Annotated in this window: 20 protein-coding genes and 1 riboswitch; of the genes, 9 read left to right on the top strand and 11 right to left on the bottom strand. The window is 74.0% G+C overall.

Going from position 1 to position 17,021, the window contains the following annotated elements; all coding sequences use genetic code 11:
- Positions 1 to 321: 321 nt before the first annotated feature.
- From ACGFI9_RS32885 to ACGFI9_RS32875, 3 genes are all read right to left on the bottom strand, one after another.
- A complete protein-coding gene (locus ACGFI9_RS32885) occupies positions 322 to 1,122 on the bottom strand; it encodes an energy-coupling factor transporter transmembrane component T family protein (RefSeq protein ID WP_393184259.1) in 801 nt (266 codons plus the stop codon).
- Positions 1,119 to 2,546 carry an ABC transporter ATP-binding protein gene (locus ACGFI9_RS32880; protein ID WP_393184258.1) on the bottom strand — a complete coding sequence of 476 codons (1,428 nt, stop codon included), beginning with the start codon at positions 2,544 to 2,546 and terminating at the stop codon, positions 1,119 to 1,121. Before ACGFI9_RS32880 ends, ACGFI9_RS32885 begins: the two co-directional genes overlap by 4 nt.
- 107 nt (positions 2,547 to 2,653) lie before the next feature.
- Positions 2,654 to 3,232, bottom strand: a complete 579-nt coding sequence (locus tag ACGFI9_RS32875; protein WP_393184256.1) for an ECF transporter S component — start codon at positions 3,230 to 3,232, stop codon at positions 2,654 to 2,656.
- Between the two features lie 73 nt (positions 3,233 to 3,305).
- A riboswitch (TPP riboswitch) is annotated at positions 3,306 to 3,412 on the bottom strand.
- An 88-nt stretch (positions 3,413 to 3,500) separates the two neighbouring features.
- On the opposite strand from ACGFI9_RS32875, the gene ACGFI9_RS32870 reads away from it, so the two are divergent.
- The 5 genes from ACGFI9_RS32870 (at position 3,501) to ACGFI9_RS32850 (ending at position 8,655) form a co-directional block, all read left to right on the top strand.
- On the top strand, positions 3,501 to 4,325 hold the full coding sequence (locus tag ACGFI9_RS32870) for an alpha/beta fold hydrolase (RefSeq protein ID WP_393184254.1): 825 nt from the start codon (positions 3,501 to 3,503) through the stop codon (positions 4,323 to 4,325).
- Entirely contained in the window at positions 4,322 to 5,134 is an 813-nt protein-coding gene (locus tag ACGFI9_RS32865) for an aminoglycoside N(3)-acetyltransferase (RefSeq protein ID WP_393184252.1), read from the top strand. Before ACGFI9_RS32870 ends, ACGFI9_RS32865 begins: the two co-directional genes overlap by 4 nt.
- Positions 5,131 to 5,880, top strand: a complete 750-nt coding sequence (locus ACGFI9_RS32860) for a sugar isomerase domain-containing protein (protein WP_393184251.1) — start codon at positions 5,131 to 5,133, stop codon at positions 5,878 to 5,880. The genes ACGFI9_RS32865 and ACGFI9_RS32860 overlap by 4 nt, the downstream gene beginning before the upstream one ends.
- A gap of 95 nt (positions 5,881 to 5,975) precedes the next feature.
- Entirely contained in the window at positions 5,976 to 6,479 is a 504-nt protein-coding gene (locus ACGFI9_RS32855) for a DUF6328 family protein (RefSeq protein WP_393184249.1), read from the top strand.
- A 121-nt stretch (positions 6,480 to 6,600) separates the two neighbouring features.
- Positions 6,601 to 8,655: an acyl-CoA dehydrogenase family protein gene (locus ACGFI9_RS32850; protein WP_393184248.1), complete on the top strand. Its 2,055-nt coding sequence runs from the start codon at positions 6,601 to 6,603 to the stop codon at positions 8,653 to 8,655.
- 55 nt (positions 8,656 to 8,710) lie between these two features.
- On the opposite strand, the gene ACGFI9_RS32845 is transcribed toward ACGFI9_RS32850, so the two are convergent.
- The 8 genes from ACGFI9_RS32845 to ACGFI9_RS32810 form a co-directional block, all read right to left on the bottom strand.
- Positions 8,711 to 8,881, bottom strand: a complete 171-nt coding sequence (locus tag ACGFI9_RS32845) for a hypothetical protein (RefSeq protein WP_393184247.1) — start codon at positions 8,879 to 8,881, stop codon at positions 8,711 to 8,713.
- A gap of 9 nt (positions 8,882 to 8,890) precedes the next feature.
- Positions 8,891 to 9,496: a hypothetical protein gene (locus tag ACGFI9_RS32840; RefSeq protein ID WP_393184245.1), complete on the bottom strand. Its 606-nt coding sequence runs from the start codon at positions 9,494 to 9,496 to the stop codon at positions 8,891 to 8,893.
- Positions 9,497 to 9,542: 46 nt separating this feature from the next.
- The gene (locus ACGFI9_RS32835) at positions 9,543 to 9,935 is read right to left on the bottom strand and encodes a Fur family transcriptional regulator (protein ID WP_393184243.1); all 393 of its coding nucleotides are present in this window, start codon (positions 9,933 to 9,935) and stop codon (positions 9,543 to 9,545) included.
- Positions 9,936 to 9,978: 43 nt separating this feature from the next.
- Positions 9,979 to 10,281 (bottom strand): ArsR/SmtB family transcription factor, encoded by a 303-nt coding sequence (locus ACGFI9_RS32830; RefSeq protein WP_393184241.1) that lies wholly within the window; start codon positions 10,279 to 10,281, stop codon positions 9,979 to 9,981.
- A 43-nt stretch (positions 10,282 to 10,324) separates the two neighbouring features.
- The gene (locus tag ACGFI9_RS32825; protein WP_393184239.1) at positions 10,325 to 11,209 is read right to left on the bottom strand and encodes a metal ABC transporter permease; all 885 of its coding nucleotides are present in this window, start codon (positions 11,207 to 11,209) and stop codon (positions 10,325 to 10,327) included.
- A complete protein-coding gene (locus ACGFI9_RS32820; protein WP_393184237.1) occupies positions 11,209 to 11,973 on the bottom strand; it encodes a metal ABC transporter ATP-binding protein in 765 nt (254 codons plus the stop codon). The genes ACGFI9_RS32825 and ACGFI9_RS32820 overlap by 1 nt, the downstream gene beginning before the upstream one ends.
- Positions 11,970 to 12,908, bottom strand: coding sequence for a metal ABC transporter substrate-binding protein (locus ACGFI9_RS32815; protein ID WP_393184235.1), 939 nt, complete (start codon positions 12,906 to 12,908; stop codon positions 11,970 to 11,972). The genes ACGFI9_RS32820 and ACGFI9_RS32815 overlap by 4 nt, the downstream gene beginning before the upstream one ends.
- 75 nt (positions 12,909 to 12,983) lie before the next feature.
- Positions 12,984 to 13,241 (bottom strand): DUF6703 family protein, encoded by a 258-nt coding sequence (locus tag ACGFI9_RS32810; protein ID WP_393184233.1) that lies wholly within the window; start codon positions 13,239 to 13,241, stop codon positions 12,984 to 12,986.
- A gap of 27 nt (positions 13,242 to 13,268) precedes the next feature.
- On the opposite strand from ACGFI9_RS32810, the gene ACGFI9_RS32805 reads away from it, so the two are divergent.
- The 4 genes from ACGFI9_RS32805 to dusB all read left to right on the top strand — a co-directional run bounded on the left by ACGFI9_RS32805 (position 13,269) and on the right by dusB (position 16,930).
- Complete coding sequence (locus ACGFI9_RS32805) at positions 13,269 to 13,610, top strand: antibiotic biosynthesis monooxygenase family protein (RefSeq protein ID WP_393184231.1); 342 nt, start codon at positions 13,269 to 13,271, stop codon at positions 13,608 to 13,610.
- Positions 13,611 to 13,635: 25 nt separating this feature from the next.
- Positions 13,636 to 14,211, top strand: a complete 576-nt coding sequence (locus tag ACGFI9_RS32800) for a hypothetical protein (protein WP_393184229.1) — start codon at positions 13,636 to 13,638, stop codon at positions 14,209 to 14,211.
- A 115-nt stretch (positions 14,212 to 14,326) separates the two neighbouring features.
- A complete protein-coding gene (locus tag ACGFI9_RS32795) occupies positions 14,327 to 15,706 on the top strand; it encodes a glycine--tRNA ligase (protein WP_393184227.1) in 1,380 nt (459 codons plus the stop codon).
- 51 nt (positions 15,707 to 15,757) lie between these two features.
- Complete coding sequence (dusB, locus tag ACGFI9_RS32790) at positions 15,758 to 16,930, top strand: tRNA dihydrouridine synthase DusB (RefSeq protein ID WP_393184225.1); 1,173 nt, start codon at positions 15,758 to 15,760, stop codon at positions 16,928 to 16,930.
- The last annotated feature ends 91 nt before the right edge of the window (positions 16,931 to 17,021 follow it).

The raw sequence follows: 17,021 nt of genomic DNA, 5'->3' as shown, positions 1-17,021 counted from the left end.
CGCGCCGGGGGCGGCAGGGCCCCTCGATCCGGCGTCGTCCGGCGTGCCTGCCGAGGGCTGTCGGTCAAGGGCTGCCAGCCGGACAGGCGATCCGCCGTTGAGCGATATGTCTCTGCGACATATTCATGTCGCAGAGACATATCGCTTCCGGGGGCACGCCCACCGGGCCGCGACACACCCGCACCGGTGACTGCCCGGCGGTGCCGCTCCGCTCTGGCCCGCCAGCGGAGGCCGGTGGCGGCCGGTGGCGGCCGGTGGCGGCCAGTGGTCGCCCGGGGGAGGCCGGTGGCGCCCGGTCGAGGCGACCGATCCGAGCGCGGGTCAGCCGATCAGCGGGCGGAAGGTGCCCAGCACCACGCTCACCGTCAGCGCCGCGCCGGCCAGCACGGCCGCCCCGACGACCAGCAGCCCGTCCGCCCGGGTGAACCGCTGCCGCCGGGCGACCGTACGCGGGATGCCGGCGTCGAAGCCCCGGGCGTCCATCGCGACCGCCAGCCGGGTGCCCCGGCGGATCGCCCCGACCAGCAGGGCGAACGCCGTCGACACGAAGAGCCGTAGCCGGGCCACCGGGTTGCCGCCGGCGTCCACGCCCCGGGCCCGCCGGGCCATGCTGATCATCCGCCACTCCTGTTCGAGCAGCGGCACCAGCCGGAACGCGGCCAGCGCGCCGATGGCGAACCGGGCCGGCGCCTTCGCGTTCTGGATCAGTGCGTCGGCCAGGTCGGTGGCGTCCGTGGTGGCGAAGACGATGACCCCCGGCAGCGCCACTGCGAGCATGCGCAGCACCAGCCCCAGGGCGGTGACCAGCACCCCCTGGGTGACCACGACCGGGCCGGCCTCGACCAGCACCGGACCGGACCGGTCGGCGGCGAAGAGCACCAGGGTGACCAGGATGCCGCCGGCGCTGGCCAGCAGCGGCCAGGCCCGCCGGGCCAGCACGCCGTAGCGCACGCCGAACAGCGGCAGCACCGCCAGTTCGACCGCGATGGCGATCGCCGGGGCCACCGGGTCCAGGGTCGCGATCAGGATGAACGAGAAGACCAGCGCGGCGGCCAGCTTCGCCACCGGGTTGCGGCGGGCCAGCGGCGCGCCCGGCACGGCGACCGGCTCCACCCCGATCACGCGTCGGCTCCGGGGCGGGTCAGGGTGACGGTCCGGTCCGCCAGCGCCGCGACGAAGTCCGGGTCGTGGGTGACGGCGACGACGCCGTGGCCGGCGTCGCGCAGCTCGGCGAAGAGGTCGACCAGCTCCAGCCAGGTACGCCGGTCCTGGCCGAAGGTGGGCTCGTCGCAGATCAGCAGGCGGGGCGCGGTGGCCAGGGCGGTCGCCACGCTCAGCCGCCGCGCCTCGCCCCCGGAGAGGGTGTACGGGTTGGCCCCGGCCAGTCCGGCCAGGCCGAGCCGGTCGAGCAGCCCGTCCACGGTGGCCCGTACCGCCGGCTCGTCCTGCCCGGTACGGCGCGGCCCGAGCGCCAGCTCGTCGCGGACCGTGCCGGTGACGAACTGGTGCTCCGGGTCCTGGAAGACCGAGCCGATCCGCCGGGCCAGGGCGGGTGCCCGCCACCGGTGCGGGGGCGTACGGGCGTCCCGCCCGGCGAGCGCCTCGGTGGCGGTCACCGTACCGGTGCCCGGGCGGAGCAGGCCGCCGAGGAGCAGGGCCAGGGTCGACTTGCCGGCGCCGTTCGGGCCGAGGACGGCGAGCGCCTCGCCGGCGCGTACCCGAAGGTCGGTGGGGGCCAGCCGGGGCGGGAGGCCGAGCCGGTCGGCGGTGAGCAACGGGTCGCCGGGCGGTGCGGTGGCGTGTCGGGGCGGCACGGTGCGGCCGGGCACCCAGACCCCGGCCGCGGCGAGCGCGTCGCCGTGCACGGCGAAGACCGTCCCGGGCGGCCCGTCGGCCCGCACCCCGCCGCCGGCCTCCAGCACCACCACCCGGTCGACCAGCGGCAACGCCTCAGCGACCCGGTGCTCGACGAGGATCAGCGTGGTGTCGGCGTCGAGGGCGTCGGTGACCGCCCGCCGGACCAGGGTGGCGCCGGCCGGGTCGAGGTTGGCGGTGGGCTCGTCGAGCAGCAGCAGCCCCGGCCGCAGCGCGAGCGCCCCGGCCAGCGCGAGGCGCTGCTGCTCACCACCGGAGAGCGCGGCGGTGGGCCGGTCCCGGTGGTACGGGAAACCGACCCGGCGCAGCGCCTCCGTCACCCGGGGCCAGATCTCCTCGGCCGGTACGCCCCGGTTCTCCAGCCCGAACGCGACGTCGTCGCCGGAGCGCGCCATCACCAGCTGGGTCTCCGGGTCCTGGAATACGATGCCGACCCGTTCCCGGGCCTTGCGGGGGTCGAGCCCGTCGATCTCGACGGTGCCCTCCTGCTCGCCGGAGTCCTCGGGCAGCAGCCCGGCCAGCGCCGCCAGCAGGGTGCTCTTGCCGGCGCCCGACGGCCCGAGCAGCAGCACCCGCTCCCCGGCCTCGACCCGCAGGTCCACCCCGCGGACGGCCCACTGCCGACGCCCGGCGTGCCGCCACCCGAACCCGCGCAGGCTCACCGCACTCACCACTCCACCTCCCTCCGGCCCCGGCTTTGTTGATCAAGGAGTTTGCGTCGGGAAACCCGCCTCGGCCGACGCAAACCCCTTGGTCAAGGTGGCGGGCAGGTGGGCGGTCAGACGGCGGCGCGCTCGCGACCGGCGGGGAAGCGGTCGAGGACGCCGGTGTTGGCCAGGGCGCGGGTCAGGGCCACGCTGCCCAGGCCGGCCACCACCAGCGAGCTCGCGGCGGTGAGCAGGATGTAGGGGAGGCGGAAACTGCCCCACGCGGTGCCTGGGTACCAGACGAAGACGTCGTAGATCGACGCGGCGAGCCCGGCCAGCGCCGCGGCCAGCAGCGCCACCGGCAGCCGGAAGTTCCGGTAGGCGAAGAGCGCGAAGGCCAGCTCGCCGGCCGCCGCCTCCAGCGGACCCTGCACCACGATGGTCCAGCCCCAGCTGGTGCCCAGCGCGACGGAGACCAGCGCGGCGAGGGTGAGCGTGTAGAACGCGGCGCCCGGCTTCCGGACGACCAGCGCGCCCAGCACGGCCGGCACCAGCCAGACGCCGTACAGGACGGCTCGGCCGGGCAGCGGGATGGCGTCCGCCGGCCCGTTCCACAGCAGGCCCCAGGCCCAGAAGATGACGCCGAACGCCACCCCGAGCACCGAGGCGACGACGATGTCGATGGTGCGCCACCGGTTGTGGTTGTCCATGATTGCTCCCAGTCCAGAAGAACGAACCAGGAGAAGACGCACGCCGCGCCCGGAATCACCGGACGGCGGCGCGGCTGGAGGTCGACCGAACTCCCTGCGCTGGCATTACCCAGATCAGGTTCGAGGGTCTGCGGGCACCGGCCCGCACTCTCAGCGCTGTGCGCTCCCCTGTCGGATGTGAAGTTGTCTCGGCAGACGCTAGCACCGACCCCGGTGCCCGGCCCAGCGGGGCGATCGGCGGCCGGTCCGGCTGGGTAGGCTGCCGATCATGCGGATCGACGCGCGAGGTCTCACGTTCGAGGTACGCACCGGCGGTCCGGAGGACGGCGAACCCGTCCTGCTGCTGCACGGCTTCCCGCAGCACGGTGGCGAGTGGGACGAGGTGGTGCCCGCGCTGCACGCCGCCGGCCTGCGCACGTACGCGCTGGACCAGCGCGGCTACTCGCCGGGCGCGCGGCCGGCGGCGGTCGAGGCGTACCGGATCCCGGAGCTGGTGGCGGACGCCGCCGGCGTGCTCGACGCGCTGGGGGTGAAGGCCGCACACCTGGTCGGGCACGACTGGGGCGCGATCGTGGCCTGGGGTCTGGCGGCGCTGCACCCGCAGCGGGTCCGCACCCTGACCGCGGTGTCGGTGCCGCACCCGGCGGCCATGGGGCACGCGCTCGCCACCGACCCGCAGCAGAAGGCCCGCTCCTCCTACATCGCGCTGTTCCGCAAGCCGGGCAAGGCGGAGAAGGTGCTGCTGGCGTTCCGCGCGGCGACGCTGCGCCGGATGCTCGGCGGGGTCGGCGACACCGCCCGGGTGGCCCGGTACGCCGACCCGATGCGCGAGCCCGGCGCGCTCACCGCCGCCCTGAACTGGTACCGGGCCATGACCGGGGCGGACATGAAGGCCGTCGGGCCGGTGACCGTGCCGACCACCTTCGTCTGGAGCGACCGGGACGTCGCGATCGGCCGGACCGCCGCCGAGGCGTGCGCCGCGCACGTGACCGGCGACTTCCGCTTCGTCACGCTCACCGGCGTCACCCACTGGATCCCCGACGAGGCGCCCGCGCCGCTCGCCGAGGCGATCCTGGACCGCGTCGGCCGATGATCGCCACCGCCGCGCCGGCCCGGCCGCACACCCGCGCGTCGCTCGCCGCCCAGCTCCGCGACCTCGGCGTACGCCCCGGCGGGACCGTCCTGGTGCACGCGGGCCTGCGGGGGCTCGGCTTCCTGTGCGGCGGCCCGGAGGCGGTGCTGCTCGCCCTGCGGGACGTGCTCGGCCCCGAAGGCACGGTCGTGGTGCCCACCCACACCCCGGACAACAGCGACCCGGCGGACTGGACCAACCCGCCGGTGCCGACGCAGTGGTGGCCGGTGATCCGGGCCGAGCTGCCCGGCTTCGACCCGGCGGTCACCCCGAGCCGGTTCATGGGCGCCCTGGCGGAGCTGGTCCGCACCTGGCCGGGCGCCCGGCGCAGCCACCACCCGCAGGTCTCCTTCGCCGCGCTCGGGCCGGCCGCCGACCGGATCGTCGCCGGCCACGCGCTGGCCGACATGCTCGGCGAGGGCTCCCCGCTGGGCCGGCTCTACGACCTCGACGCCGACGTGCTGCTGCTCGGCGTCGACCACGGCTGCAACACCTCGCTGCACCTGGCCGAGTATCGGCAGCCCGCGCCGCCCCGGCAGCGCTGCGGCGCCGCCGTGCTGACCGCCGAGGGCGGCCGGGAGTGGGTGTGGTGGGAGGACGTACGGCTGGACGACGACGGCTTCGCCCGGCTCGGCGCGGACCTGGAGGCCACCGGTGCGGTGCGGCTCGGGCCGGTCGGGGACGGGACGGGCCGGTTGATGAGGCAGCGGGCGGCGGTCGACTTCGCGGTGGACTGGCTGGCCCGCAACCGACGGACGGAGGAAGCATGACCGTGAGTGCCGAGGCGTACCTGGCGGTGGTGACCGAGACGATCGGCCGGGTGGCCGCCGGACAGCGGGACAACGTGGGCCGGGCGGCCGACCTGATCGCCGAGTCGCTGCGCGCCGACGGCGTGGTGCACGCGTTCGGCACGGGGCACTCCGAGGCCCTGGCGATGGAGATCGCCGGGCGGGCCGGCGGGCTGGTCCCCACCAACCGGATCGCCCTGCGCGACCTGGTCCTGTACGGCGGGGAACCGGCCGACGTGCTCGGTCCGAAGCTGGAACGCGACCCGGCGGTGGCGCACCGCCTCTACGAGCTGGCCCCGGTCCGGCCGCAGGACGTCTTCGTGCTCGCCTCCAACTCCGGGTTGAACGGCGCGATGGTGGAGTTCGCCGCGATCGTCAAGGAGCGCGGGCACGCCCTGGTCGCGATCACCTCGGCGGCGCACTCGGCCCGGATGACCTCGCGCCACCCGTCCGGGCGCAAGCTGGCCGACTTCGCCGACGTGGTGCTCGACAACGGCGCCCCGTACGGCGACGCCACCCTGCCGCTGCCCGGCGGCGGCGCGGTGGGGGCGGTCTCCTCGATCACGGCCGCCCTGCTGGCCCAGCAGATCGTGGCGGAGGTGGTGGCCCGGCTGCTCGCCGCGGGGGAGCGGCCCCCGGTCTACCTGTCGGCCAACATCACCGGCGGCGACGAGCACAACGCCGAACTGGAGGCCCGGTACGCCGGCCGGATCCGCCGGGGGGCCTGAGCGCGAGCCGGTTTCGTGACGGCGCGGACCGGGCACAGCCGCTACTGCCGGTGGGAGGCCCCCACCGGCAGTACCGTCGTCCCCGGAGGTAGCGCGTGTCCAAGGAATCCGAGAAGCAGCGCTGGCAACGCAACTTCGCGGACCTGCTCCAGGAGTTGCGGGTCGCGCAGACCGGCGTGCAGATCCTCTTCGCCTTCCTGCTCACCCTGCCGTTCAGCAGCGGATTCACCCGGGTCACGCACTTCCAGAAGGACGTCTACATCGTCGCGTTGCTGTCCGCCGCCGCCGCCACCGCGATGATCATCTCGCCGGTCGCCTTCCACCGGGCGCTGTTCCGGCAGGGCCGCAAGCCGGAGCTGGTCCGGTTCTCCCACCGGATGGCCACCGGCGGCCTCGCCTTCATGCTCGTGTCGATGGTCAGCGCGGTCCTGCTGATCACCGACTTCGTGCTGAGCCGGCCGATCGCCTTCGTGCTCAGCGCGCTCACCGCGCTCTGGTTCCTGGTGTTCTGGCTGATCCTGCCGTTCGCCCGCCGCAACTGGGGCGACGACGACATCGACGACGAGGACGACGACCCGCAGGTGCTGGCCGGCGACTGAGCTGCGCGGTCCGTGCCAAATCGGACGTGCAACCGACGCTACCGCTGGGTAACACCCGGGAGTAGCGTCGTTCTCGTCGAGCACGTCGACGCAGCCGGACCAAGGTCCCCAGGAGGCAGCCGTGACCACGACACAGAACAGCCGACCCGACCCCGCGAACGCCGGCGGGCCCACGGGCCGGGTCGCCCCGATCGACGACACCGACCCGCCGGCCGGCACCGCCGCCGCGATCGACGAGGCGGGCGGGGCGGGTCCGTTGCCCACCGAGGCCGGCCAGGTCTCCGAGAAGGAGGCCCGCCAGGTCGCCGAGGCGGCGCGGGAGGCATCCTGGGACCGGCCCAGCTTCGGCAAGGAACTCTTCCTCGGCCGGTTCCGCCTGGACCTGATCAACCCGTGGCCGCACGCCGACCCGGCGGACGCCGCCCGGGCCGAGGAGTTCCTCGACGCGTTCGGGGCGTACCTGGACGCCGAGGTGGACGGTGCGGTGATCGAGCGGGACGCCCGCATCCCGGACGAGGTCTTCCACGGGCTGGCCCGGCTGGGCGCGTTCGGCATGAAGATCGATCGCAGGTACGGCGGCCTCGGGCTGAGCAACCTGCACTACTGCCGGGCCCTGATGCGGGCCGGCTCGGTCAACCCGGCCATCGGCGCGCTGCTCTCCGCGCACCAGTCGATCGGCGTGCCGCAGCCGTTGAAGATGTTCGGCACCGCCGAGCAGAAGCAGCGCTTCCTGCCCCGCCTGGCCGCCGGCGAGGTCTCCGCGTTCCTGCTCACCGAGCCCGACGTCGGCTCCGACCCGGCCCGGCTCGCCACCACCGCCGAGCCCACCGAGGACGGCACCGGCTACCGGCTCAACGGGGTGAAGCTCTGGGCCACCAACGGCACGGTCGCCACCCTGCTCGTGGTGATGGCCCGGGTGCCGGCCGGCGCGGGGCGGCGCGGTGGCATCACCGCCTTCGTGGTGGAGGGCGACAGCGAGGGCATCACGATCGAACGGCGCAACGCCTTCGTCGGCCTGCGCGGCCTGGAGAACAGCCTCACCCGCTTCCACGACGTCTTCGTGCCGAAGGAGAACGTGATCGGCGGCGAGGGCAAGGGCCTGAAGATCGCGCTGACCACGTTGAACACCGGGCGGCTCTCGCTGCCCGCCATGTGCGTCGGCGCCGGCAAGTGGTCGCTGAACGTGGCCCGGGAGTGGGCCGCCGACCGGGTGCAGTGGGGCCGGCCGGTGGGCGAGCACGAGGCGGTCGCCAAGAAGCTGGCCTTCATCGCGGCCACCACGTACGGCATGGAGAGCATGCTCGACCTCTGCTGCCTGCTCGCCGACGACGACCGCAACGACATCCGGATCGAGGCCGCGCTGGTCAAGCTCTACGCCAGCGAGATGGCCTGGAAGATCGCCGACGAGCTGATCCAGATCCGGGGCGGCCGGGGCTACGAGACGGCCGATTCCCTGGCCGCCCGGGGCGAGCGGCCGGCCGCCGCCGAGCAGATCCTGCGGGACCTGCGGATCAACCGGATCTTCGAGGGCTCCACGGAGATCATGCACCTGCTGATCGCCCGGGAGGCGGTCGACGCGCACCTGTCGGTGGCCGGCGACATCATCGACCCGGACGCCGGGTTGGGCCGCAAGGCCAGGGCGGGCGCGCGGGCCGGCGTCTTCTACGCCAGGTGGCTGCCCACCCTGGCGGTCGGGCGGGGCCAGGCGCCCGGGGCGTACCACGAGTTCGGCCCGCTCGCCGGGCACCTGCGGCACGTCGAGCGGACCTCCCGCAAGCTGGCCCGGTCGACCTTCTACGCGATGTCCCGGTGGCAGGGGAAGATGGAGCGCAAGCAGGCGTTCCTCGGCCGGGTGGTGGACATCGGTGCGGAGCTGTTCGCGATGTCGGCGGTCTGCGTCCGCGCCGTCGCCGAGCGGGACACCCACCCGGAGAACGTCGAGCTGGCCGACCTGTTCTGCCGGCAGGCCCGGCTGCGGATCGACGAGCTGTTCACCGGCCTGTGGTCCAACACCGACGCGGTCGACGTGGCCGCCGCGAAGCGGATCCTCGCCGGCCGGTACGCCGCCCTGGAGGAGGGCGTGGCCACCCCGCCGGCGGACAAGCCGTGGGTGGCCCGCTGGCAGCCGGGCCCGTCCACCACCCAGGACGTCCGCCGCCGCATCCCGCCGGCGTGAAAGGAGGGCCCCCTGTTAACGCCTCCGGTATAGCAGGGGGCCCTCCTAACCGGCGTCAGGAGCGGGCGACCGCCCAGGCGATCACGCCGGCCAGGATCAGCCCGTTCAGCGCGGCCAGCACCAGGTACGCCGCCGGGGGGATCTTGCGGCCCTTGCGCACGAAGCTCACCAGGACGCCCGCGTAGATCAGCAGCAGGACGGCGACGACGATCAGGAAGTACAGCACCGCCACACCTTAGCGGCCGGCCTTCAGCCCAAGTCTGCGCAGCTCCAGCGCGGCGAGCGCGTCGACCGTCGCATCGTCGCCGCGCCGCCACGCCTCGGCCACGTCGGGCGCGATCCGGGTCAGCTTCGCCAGCGGCTGGCCGGCCAGGGCGCGCAGCGCCAGCAGGTCCCGTCCGGCCGGGGCGCTGGCGAGGGCCTGCGCCGAGCCGGCCCGGCGCATCCAGCGCACCCGCAGCGGCAGCCAGCCGACGAGCACCAGGCCGAGCGGGAAGACCAGCACCGCGAGGCTCAGCGCCAGGGCCAGCTGCCCGACGAGTTCCTGCTGGTCGCGGCCCGCCTCGGCGACCGCCCGGGCGGCGTCGGCGGCCTTGGTGAAGGGGGCGGTCAACTCGTCGCCGACCAGCGGCACCCGGCCGACCTTGCCGCCCGCCTCGGCCAGGTTGTCGGCGAGGCCGCCGCCGGCCCCCTCCAGCTTCCGCCCCGGTACGGCGAGCTTCTCGACCAGGTCGTGCAGCCAGAGCGCGAAGCGGATCGACGCGTACACCCAGACGACCACGAGCAGGTCGGTGAGGAGCTGACGGAGGGCGGTCGGGAAACGATCAGCGTAGATCTTCACGCCGGACAGCGTGCCACGACCGGGCCGGGGCGGCACGGCGAGGTTTTCAGCGGACGCAGCCGGGGCAGGTGCCGAAGATCTCCAGGGTGTGGCTGACCTCGGCGTACCCGTGCTCGGCGGCGACCCGCTCGGCCCAGCTCTCCACCGCCGGCCCGGCCACCTCCACGGTCCGCCCGCAGGCCCGGCAGACCAGGTGGTGGTGATGGCCCTCGCTGCACCGCCGGTAGAGGTGCTCGCCGCCTGGCGGCCGCATCACGTCGATCTCGCCGGCGTCGGCGAGCCCCTGCAGCGTCCGGTAGACGGTGGTCAGGCCCACCCGCTGGCCGCGCTGGCGCAGCATCGCGTGCAGGTCCTGCGCGCTGTGGAAGCCCTCCACCTCGGCCAGCAGCGCGCTCACCGCGGTCCGCTGCCGGGTGTTCCGCAGCGGCCCCTCGGTCATGCCGCCACCTCCCCGCAGTGGCCCGTGCCGACGCTGCGCTCGCTCATGACGGCCCCTCCCCGGCGTGGCTGACCGCGTCCGCGACGATGTGCGCGACGTGCTCGTCCACCAGGGCGTACGCGATCTCGCGCCCCCGCCGGGAGCCGCGGACCACGCCCGCACCGCGCAGCACCCGCAGGTGCTGGGAGACCAGCGGCTGCGGGGCGCCGAGCTTCTCCACCAGTTCGTGTACGCAGCGTTCGCCCGCGGCCAGCTCGCTCACGATCGCCAGCCGGATGGGCGCCGAGAGGGCGCGCAGCAGATCACCCGCGCCCTCGAAGGCGTCGTACCCGTTCGTGGCGGTCATCCCGTAACGGTAACCAATGCCGACTGGGTCGGCCCGGGCCGGCTCACCGGAGCGCGACCTCGTGCTCCGGCGGCTCCGCGACCGCCTCGCGGACCGGCACGGCGACCGGACCGGACCGCCGGCGCAGCGCCCGCCGGCCGGCGGTGGCCAGCGCCACCACCAGGAACGAGGCGATGGCCAGCAGCACCACCGAGGCGCCGGGCGCGGTGTCGGCGGTGGCCGCCACGACCACGCCCGCACCGGCGGCGAACAGCCCGAGCGCCATCGCCGCCGCCATGGTGCCCCGGAAACCCCGGGTCACCTGCTGCGCGGTCGCCACCGGGACCACCATCAGCGCGCTGATCAGCAGCACCCCGACGGCCCGCATGGCGATGGTCACGGTCACCGCGGTGGTCACCGCCAGCAGCAGGTTGAGCGCCCGGACCGGCAGGCCGGAGACCCGCGCGTACTCCTCGTCGTGGCAGACCGCGAAGAGCGCCGGGCGCAGCACCAGCATGGTGACCAGGATCGCCACGCCGAGCACCAGGATGGTGGTCAGGTCGGCCGCCGACGTCGTGGTCAGCGACCCGAAGAGGTACGCGTTGAGCGACCCGCTGCTGGCGTCGGAGAGCCCGACCAGCATCACGCCGCCGGCGATGCCGCCGTAGAAGAGCAGCGCCAGGGCCAGGTCGCCGGAGGTACGCCCGCGCGAGCGGACCAGCTCGATGACGATCGCGCCGAGGGTCGCCGCGATCACCGCCACCAGCACGGGGGAGCGGTTGAGCAGCAGTCCCGCGCCGACGCCGGTGAGCGCCACGTGCCCGATGCCGTCGCCGATCAGGGCCAGCCGGCGCTGTACCAGGTAGATGCCGAGCGCCGGGGCGGCCAGCCCGATGACCAGCGCGCCGACCAGGGCACGCAGCATGAAGTCGTACTGGAAGAGGTCCATCAGATGCTCCTCCACAGCCCGGCGGGCTCCTCGTCGCAGTGCGGGTGCACGTGCTCGTGGTCGGGATCCGCGTGGTGCCCGGCCGGCTCCGGCACCGCGCCGTCGTGGCAGATGCCGCCCTGGTGGACCACGACCGCCCGGCTGATCAGCGGGCGCAGCGGGCCCAGCTCGTGGGCGACCAGCAGCACCGTTCCGCCACCGTCGAGGAAGCCGCGCAGCGCCACGGCGAACGCCTCCTGGCTGACCGCGTCCACCCCGGCGGTCGGCTCGTCCAGCACCAGCAGCTCCGGCTGGCCGGCGAGGGCGCGGGCGATCAGGGTGCGCTGCTGCTGCCCGCCGGAGAGGGTGGCCACCGGGTCGCCGGCCCGGTCGGCGAGCCCGACCGCGCGCAGCGCGGCGGCGACCGCCTCGCGGTCGGCCCGGCCCGGCGGGCGCAGCACGCCCCGGCGGGCCAGCCGGCCCGAGGCCACCACCTCGCCCACCGTGGCCGGTACGCCGCTGCCGGCGCCGAGCCGCTGCGGGACGTACCCGATCCGGTGCCACTGCCGGAACCGGCGCTGCGGGGTGCCGAAGAGGGTGACCGACCCGCCGCTCAGCGGGACCAGGCCCAGCACGGCGCGGATCAGGGTGGACTTGCCGGAGCCGTTGGCGCCGAGCACGGCGACCACCTCGCCGGTGGTGAGGGTGAGTGAGACGTCCCGCAGCACCGGCCGGGCGTCGTAGCCGACGGCGGCGTGCGTGACCTGGAGAACGGGTGCGGTCATGAGCAGTCCAAGGCGGTACGCAGGGTCTGGAGGTTGGTCCGCATCGCCGAGAGGTAGTCGCCCTCGGCCGGCGGGCCCTCGATCGGGTCGAGCACGGCGGTCTTCGCCCCCACCTCGCGGGCCACGGTCTCGGCGACCTTGGGGCTGACCAGGGTCTCGAAGAAGATCGTGGTGGCATCGTGCTCCCGGGCCTCCGTCGCCACCTCGGCGAGGCGCTGCGGGGAGGGCTCCGCCTCCGGGCTGAGCCCCGTGATGCCGACCTGTTCGAGCTGGTAGCGGGCGGCCAGGTAGCCGAAGGCGGTGTGGCTGGTCACGATCTCCCGCCGCTGGCAGGTCTTCAGCCCCTGCGCGAGGTCGGCGTCGAGCCGCGCCAGCTCGGCGTGGAGCGTCTTCGCCCGGGCGGTGTAGTCGGCGGCGTGGTCCGGGTCGGCCTTGCCGAGCCGCTCGGCGAGCCGGTCGCCGATGGTGGCCAGCCGGGTCGGGTCGAGCCAGACGTGCGGGTCCTTGCCGCCGCTCTCCTCCTCGTGCCCGGACTCGCCCTCGTGCTGGTGGCCGCCCTCCGCGGCGTCGCGCAGCGGCTGGACGCCGGCCACGTCGAAGGCCCGGCCGCCGGCGTTCTGCTCGACCGCCTCGTCCACCGCCGGCTGGAAGCCGGCGAGGTAGACGACCAGCCCCGCGTCGCTGACCTGGCCGACCTGGCGCGGGTTGAGTTCCAGGTCGTGCGGCTCCGCGCCGGGCTTGACCAGGTTGGTGACGGTGACGGCGTCCCCGCCGATCCGTTCGGCGAGGAACTGGAGCGGGTAGAACGCGGCCACCACGTCGACGCGGCCCGGGTCGCTCCCGCCGCCGCCGTCCGAGCAGGCGGCGGCGCCGCCCAGGGTGAGCAGGGCGGCGGTGGCTACGGCGAGGACGCGCGGGGCAGGTCGGACGGTCATGTCGTCAACTGTCCGCGATAACGAAATTGATTGTCAAAAACGCATGATTGCATGTCAGCGCGGGCCGGCCCCGGATCAGAGCACCTTGGCCAGCGCGACCGTGATCAACAGGGTGAGCATCACCAGCCGCAGCACCCGGGTGGCCGGCCGCTGCACCGCCCAGGTGACCGTCATCAGCCACACCAGCAGCCCGGCCAGCAACAGCAACAGCACGCCGCCCACCGGGCCGGGCGCGAAGAGCGCCACCAGCACCAGGACCAGCGTCGCCAGGAACACCGTCGTCGGGTTGAGCCCGGCCAGCCGGGCCAGCAGGGGACTCTGCGTACGCTGCATCCCACAGACTCTACGAGGAGGAAGCCGGTGCTGGTCACCAACCGGTTCGTGGTGGACACCGAGGTGGCGCCCGAATTCACTGAACGGGCGCACGCCGCGCTGGCCGCGCTCGCCGCCCGCCCCGGCTACCTGCGCGGTGAGCTGATGCGCGCCCTGGACGACCCCACGCACTGGTGCCTGCTCACCGAGTGGGAGTCGGTCGGGGCGTACCGGCGGGCGCTCGGCGGCTTCGATGTCAAGGTCACCGCGGTTCCCCTGCTCGCCCAGTCGGTGGACGAGCCCTCCGCCTACGAGACACTCGCCAGTGCCGCGCCGGAGGGCGAGATCGTCGTCGTCGCCAGTGATCGGGCCGCAGGTCCTTACCGCTGAGTCCGGGGGCACTACCCTCTGGCGTATGACCGCACCCGGCCCGGCCGCCCCACCCCCGCCTCCCGAGCCGCCCGACGTGCCGGCGGTGCCGGGCCCACCGGACCCCGGGGGGCTGGTGGAGCCGGGCGTCCCCGCGCCGCCCCCCGGCCCCGGGGTCGCCCCGCCGTTCGCCGCTCCGCCGACCGAGGGCGGCCGGTCCCGGCTCTGGCTCGGCCTCGGCGTCGGCGCGCTCGCCGTGCTGCTCTGCTGCGGCGGGGGCGGCGCGGCCGTCGTCGGGCTGGCGGTGAGCAACGTGCAGGCCGTCGCGGAGCAGGGCCGGGCGGTCACCGACGACTACTACCAGGCCCTCGTCGAGAAGGACTGGTCCAAGGCGTACGACCAGCTCTGCGACGACGCACAGCGGCGGGAGTCCCGGCAGGAGTTCGAGCAGCGGGTGGCCACCGAGCCGCAGATCTCCGGCTACCGGGTGGGCAAGGTCGACACCCAGACGCTGACCGTGCCGGTGGACGTCACCCTGGCCGGCGGCAAGCGCGAGGCCCAGACCGTGACGCTGGCGCCGGACCAGCAGACGGGCGGCATGGAGGTCTGCGGGGTGAGCTGACCGGACCCCGGTATTCTGCTGGGCTCAGGACACCGGTGGTCGTACCGTTGTCCCGAACCGTCCGGTTCCATCCACACATCGCCCCCGCCGACCGCCAGCCGGCGTAGGAGGAAACATGCCAGCCGACCGTATCGACGCCGTCGTCAGCCTCGCCAAGCGCCGAGGCTTCGTCTTCCCCTCCAGCGAGATCTACGGGGGCACCAGATCGGCGTGGGACTACGGTCCGCTCGGCGTGGAGCTCAAGGAGAACGTCCGCCGGCAGTGGTGGAAGACCATGGTCCAGCAGCGCGACGACGTCGTCGGCCTGGACTCCGCGGTCATCCTCGCCCGGCAGGTGTGGGAGGCCAGCGGCCACATCGCCGAGTTCGTCGACCCGCTGACCGAGTGCCAGTCCTGCCACAAGCGGTTCCGCGCCGACCACCTGGAGGAGGCGTTCGAGGCGCGGCACGGCCGGCCGCCGACCGCGCTCTCGGAGATCAACTGCCCGAACTGCGGCAACAAGGGCACCTTCACCGAGCCGAAGATGTTCAACGGCCTGATGAAGACCTACCTGGGCCCGGTGGAGAGCGAGGAGGGCCTGCACTACCTGCGCCCGGAGACCGCCCAGGGCATCTTCGTCAACTACAAGAACGTGGAGACGGTCGCCCGCAAGAAGCCGCCGTTCGGCATCGCGCAGACCGGCAAGTCGTTCCGCAACGAGATCACCCCGGGCAACTTCATCTTCCGGACCCGCGAGTTCGAGCAGATGGAGATGGAGTTCTTCGTCGAGCCGGGCACCGACGAGAAGTGGCACGAGTACTGGCTCCAGGAGCGCTGGAACTGGTACCTCGACCTCGGCCTCTCCGCCGACAACCTGCGCTTCTACGAGCACCCCAAGGAGAAGCTCTCCCACTACTCGAAGCGCACGGTCGACATCGAGTACCGGTTCCAGTTCGGCGGCACCGAGTTCGCCGAGCTGGAGGGCATCGCCAACCGCACCGACTTCGACCTGTCGACGCACAGCAAGCACTCCGGCGTCGACCTGTCGTACTTCGACCAGACCAAGGGCGAGCGCTGGATGCCGTACGTGATCGAGCCGGCCGCCGGCCTGACCCGCGCGGTGCTGGCGTTCCTGCTCGAGGCGTACGACGAGGACGAGGCCCCGAACACCAAGGGCGGCGTCGACAAGCGCACGGTCATGCGGTTCGACCCGCGGCTGGCCCCGGTGAAGGTGGCGGTGCTGCCGCTGTCCCGTAACGAGGCGCTCTCGCCGAAGGCCAAGCAGCTCGCCGCCGACCTGCGCAAGCGCTGGGTGGTCGAGTTCGACGACTCGCAGGCCATCGGCCGCCGCTACCGCCGCCAGGACGAGATCGGTACGCCGTTCTGCGTCACGGTCGACTTCGACACCCTGGACGACAACGCGGTGACCGTGCGGAACCGGGACACCATGGCCCAGGAGCGGATCTCCCTGGACCAGGTCGAGCGCTACCTGATCGAGCGCCTGCCCGGCTGCTGAGCTGGTCACGGGGCCCCGACCGCGCCGGTCGGGGCCCCGTACACTTGTCCGGTGACCGCCCCGACCCTGCCCGCGCTGCGTCCGCTGACCCTCGGGCCGCACCAGGTGTGGCCGCCGGTCGTGCTCGCGCCGATGGCGGGGATCACCAACGTCGGCTTCCGGCGGCTCTGCCGGGAGCAGGGCGGCGGCATCTACGTCTGCGAGATGATCACCACCCGGGCGCTGGTCGAGCGGAACCCGAAGACGCTGCGCATGATCGCCTTCGGGGCGGAGGAGCAGCCGCGCAGCCTCCAGCTCTACGGCACCGACCCGGAGATCACCGCCGCCGCCGTGCGGATCGTGGTCGAGCGGGACCTCGCCGACCACATCGACCTCAACTTCGGCTGCCCGGTCCCGAAGGTCACCCGGCGTGGCGGCGGCTCGGCCCTGCCGTGGCGGCGCCGGCTCTTCGCCCGGCTGGTCAAGGCAGCGGTGGACGCCGCGTCGCCCGCCGGGGTGCCGGTCACCGTGAAGATGCGCAAGGGCATCGACGACGACCACCTGACGTACGTCGAGGCCGGGCTCGCCGCCCAGGACGCCGGCGTCGCGGCGGTCGCCCTGCACGGGCGTACGGCCGCGCAGCGTTACTCGGGCACCGCCGACTGGGACGCCATCGCTACCCTCAAGCAGGCGCTGGACGTGCCGGTGCTCGGCAACGGCGACATCTGGGAGGCCGACGACGCGCTGCGGATGGTCGCCCACACGGGCGTCGACGGGGTGGTGATCGGGCGCGGCTGCCTGGGCCGGCCGTGGCTCTTCGCCGACCTGGAGGCCGCGTTCAACGGGCGTACCGAGCGGCGGCTGCCCAGCCTCGGCGAGGTGGCGGTGACCATGCGGCGGCACGCCGAACTGCTGGTCGACCAGTTCGTGGCGGGCGCCCGCAACCCGGCCCGGGGCGAGCGGGACGGCTGCACCGACTTCCGCAAGCACGTCGCCTGGTACCTCAAGGGCTTCCCGATCGGCAGCGAGCTGCGCCGCTCCCTGGCGATGATCGACAGCCTGGCCCAGCTCGACGACCTGCTCGGCAAGCTCGACCCGACGGTGCCGTTCCCGGTGGAGACGTTGGGCCAGCCGCGCGGCCGGACCAACTCCCCGGGCAAGGTCTTCCTGCCCGACGGCTGGCTGGCCAGCCGCGACGACGACACCCCGCCGGACGGTGCCGAGCTGGACGACTCCGGCGGCTGAGACGCCGAAAGGGCCCGACCCCGTGGTGGGGTCGGGCCCTTTGCTGGTTGGTGCGGATCGTCAGGAGGCGGAGTAGCCGCGGGTGGCGATC

It is taken from the genome of Micromonospora sp. NPDC048930, from assembly GCF_043197935.1.
Lineage (GTDB): Bacteria > Actinomycetota > Actinomycetes > Mycobacteriales > Micromonosporaceae > Micromonospora.
The sequence above is the reverse complement of the archived record's forward strand: the minus strand, read 5'-3'. Positions and strand labels throughout refer to the sequence as shown.

Coding starts and splice junctions, on each gene's coding strand:
- ACGFI9_RS32875 (WP_393184256.1), bottom strand. CDS start 3,232: ATGGACAACCACAACCGGTGGCGCACCATCGACATCGTCGTCGCCTCG.
- ACGFI9_RS32870 (WP_393184254.1), top strand. CDS start 3,501: ATGCGGATCGACGCGCGAGGTCTCACGTTCGAGGTACGCACCGGCGGT.
- ACGFI9_RS32865 (WP_393184252.1), top strand. CDS start 4,322: ATGATCGCCACCGCCGCGCCGGCCCGGCCGCACACCCGCGCGTCGCTC.
- ACGFI9_RS32860 (WP_393184251.1), top strand. CDS start 5,131: ATGACCGTGAGTGCCGAGGCGTACCTGGCGGTGGTGACCGAGACGATC.
- ACGFI9_RS32835 (WP_393184243.1), bottom strand. CDS start 9,935: ATGACCGAGGGGCCGCTGCGGAACACCCGGCAGCGGACCGCGGTGAGC.
- ACGFI9_RS32830 (WP_393184241.1), bottom strand. CDS start 10,281: ATGACCGCCACGAACGGGTACGACGCCTTCGAGGGCGCGGGTGATCTG.
- ACGFI9_RS32825 (WP_393184239.1), bottom strand. CDS start 11,209: ATGGACCTCTTCCAGTACGACTTCATGCTGCGTGCCCTGGTCGGCGCG.
- ACGFI9_RS32820 (WP_393184237.1), bottom strand. CDS start 11,973: ATGACCGCACCCGTTCTCCAGGTCACGCACGCCGCCGTCGGCTACGAC.
- ACGFI9_RS32815 (WP_393184235.1), bottom strand. CDS start 12,908: ATGACCGTCCGACCTGCCCCGCGCGTCCTCGCCGTAGCCACCGCCGCC.
- ACGFI9_RS32810 (WP_393184233.1), bottom strand. CDS start 13,241: ATGCAGCGTACGCAGAGTCCCCTGCTGGCCCGGCTGGCCGGGCTCAAC.
- ACGFI9_RS32800 (WP_393184229.1), top strand. CDS start 13,636: ATGACCGCACCCGGCCCGGCCGCCCCACCCCCGCCTCCCGAGCCGCCC.
- ACGFI9_RS32795 (WP_393184227.1), top strand. CDS start 14,327: ATGCCAGCCGACCGTATCGACGCCGTCGTCAGCCTCGCCAAGCGCCGA.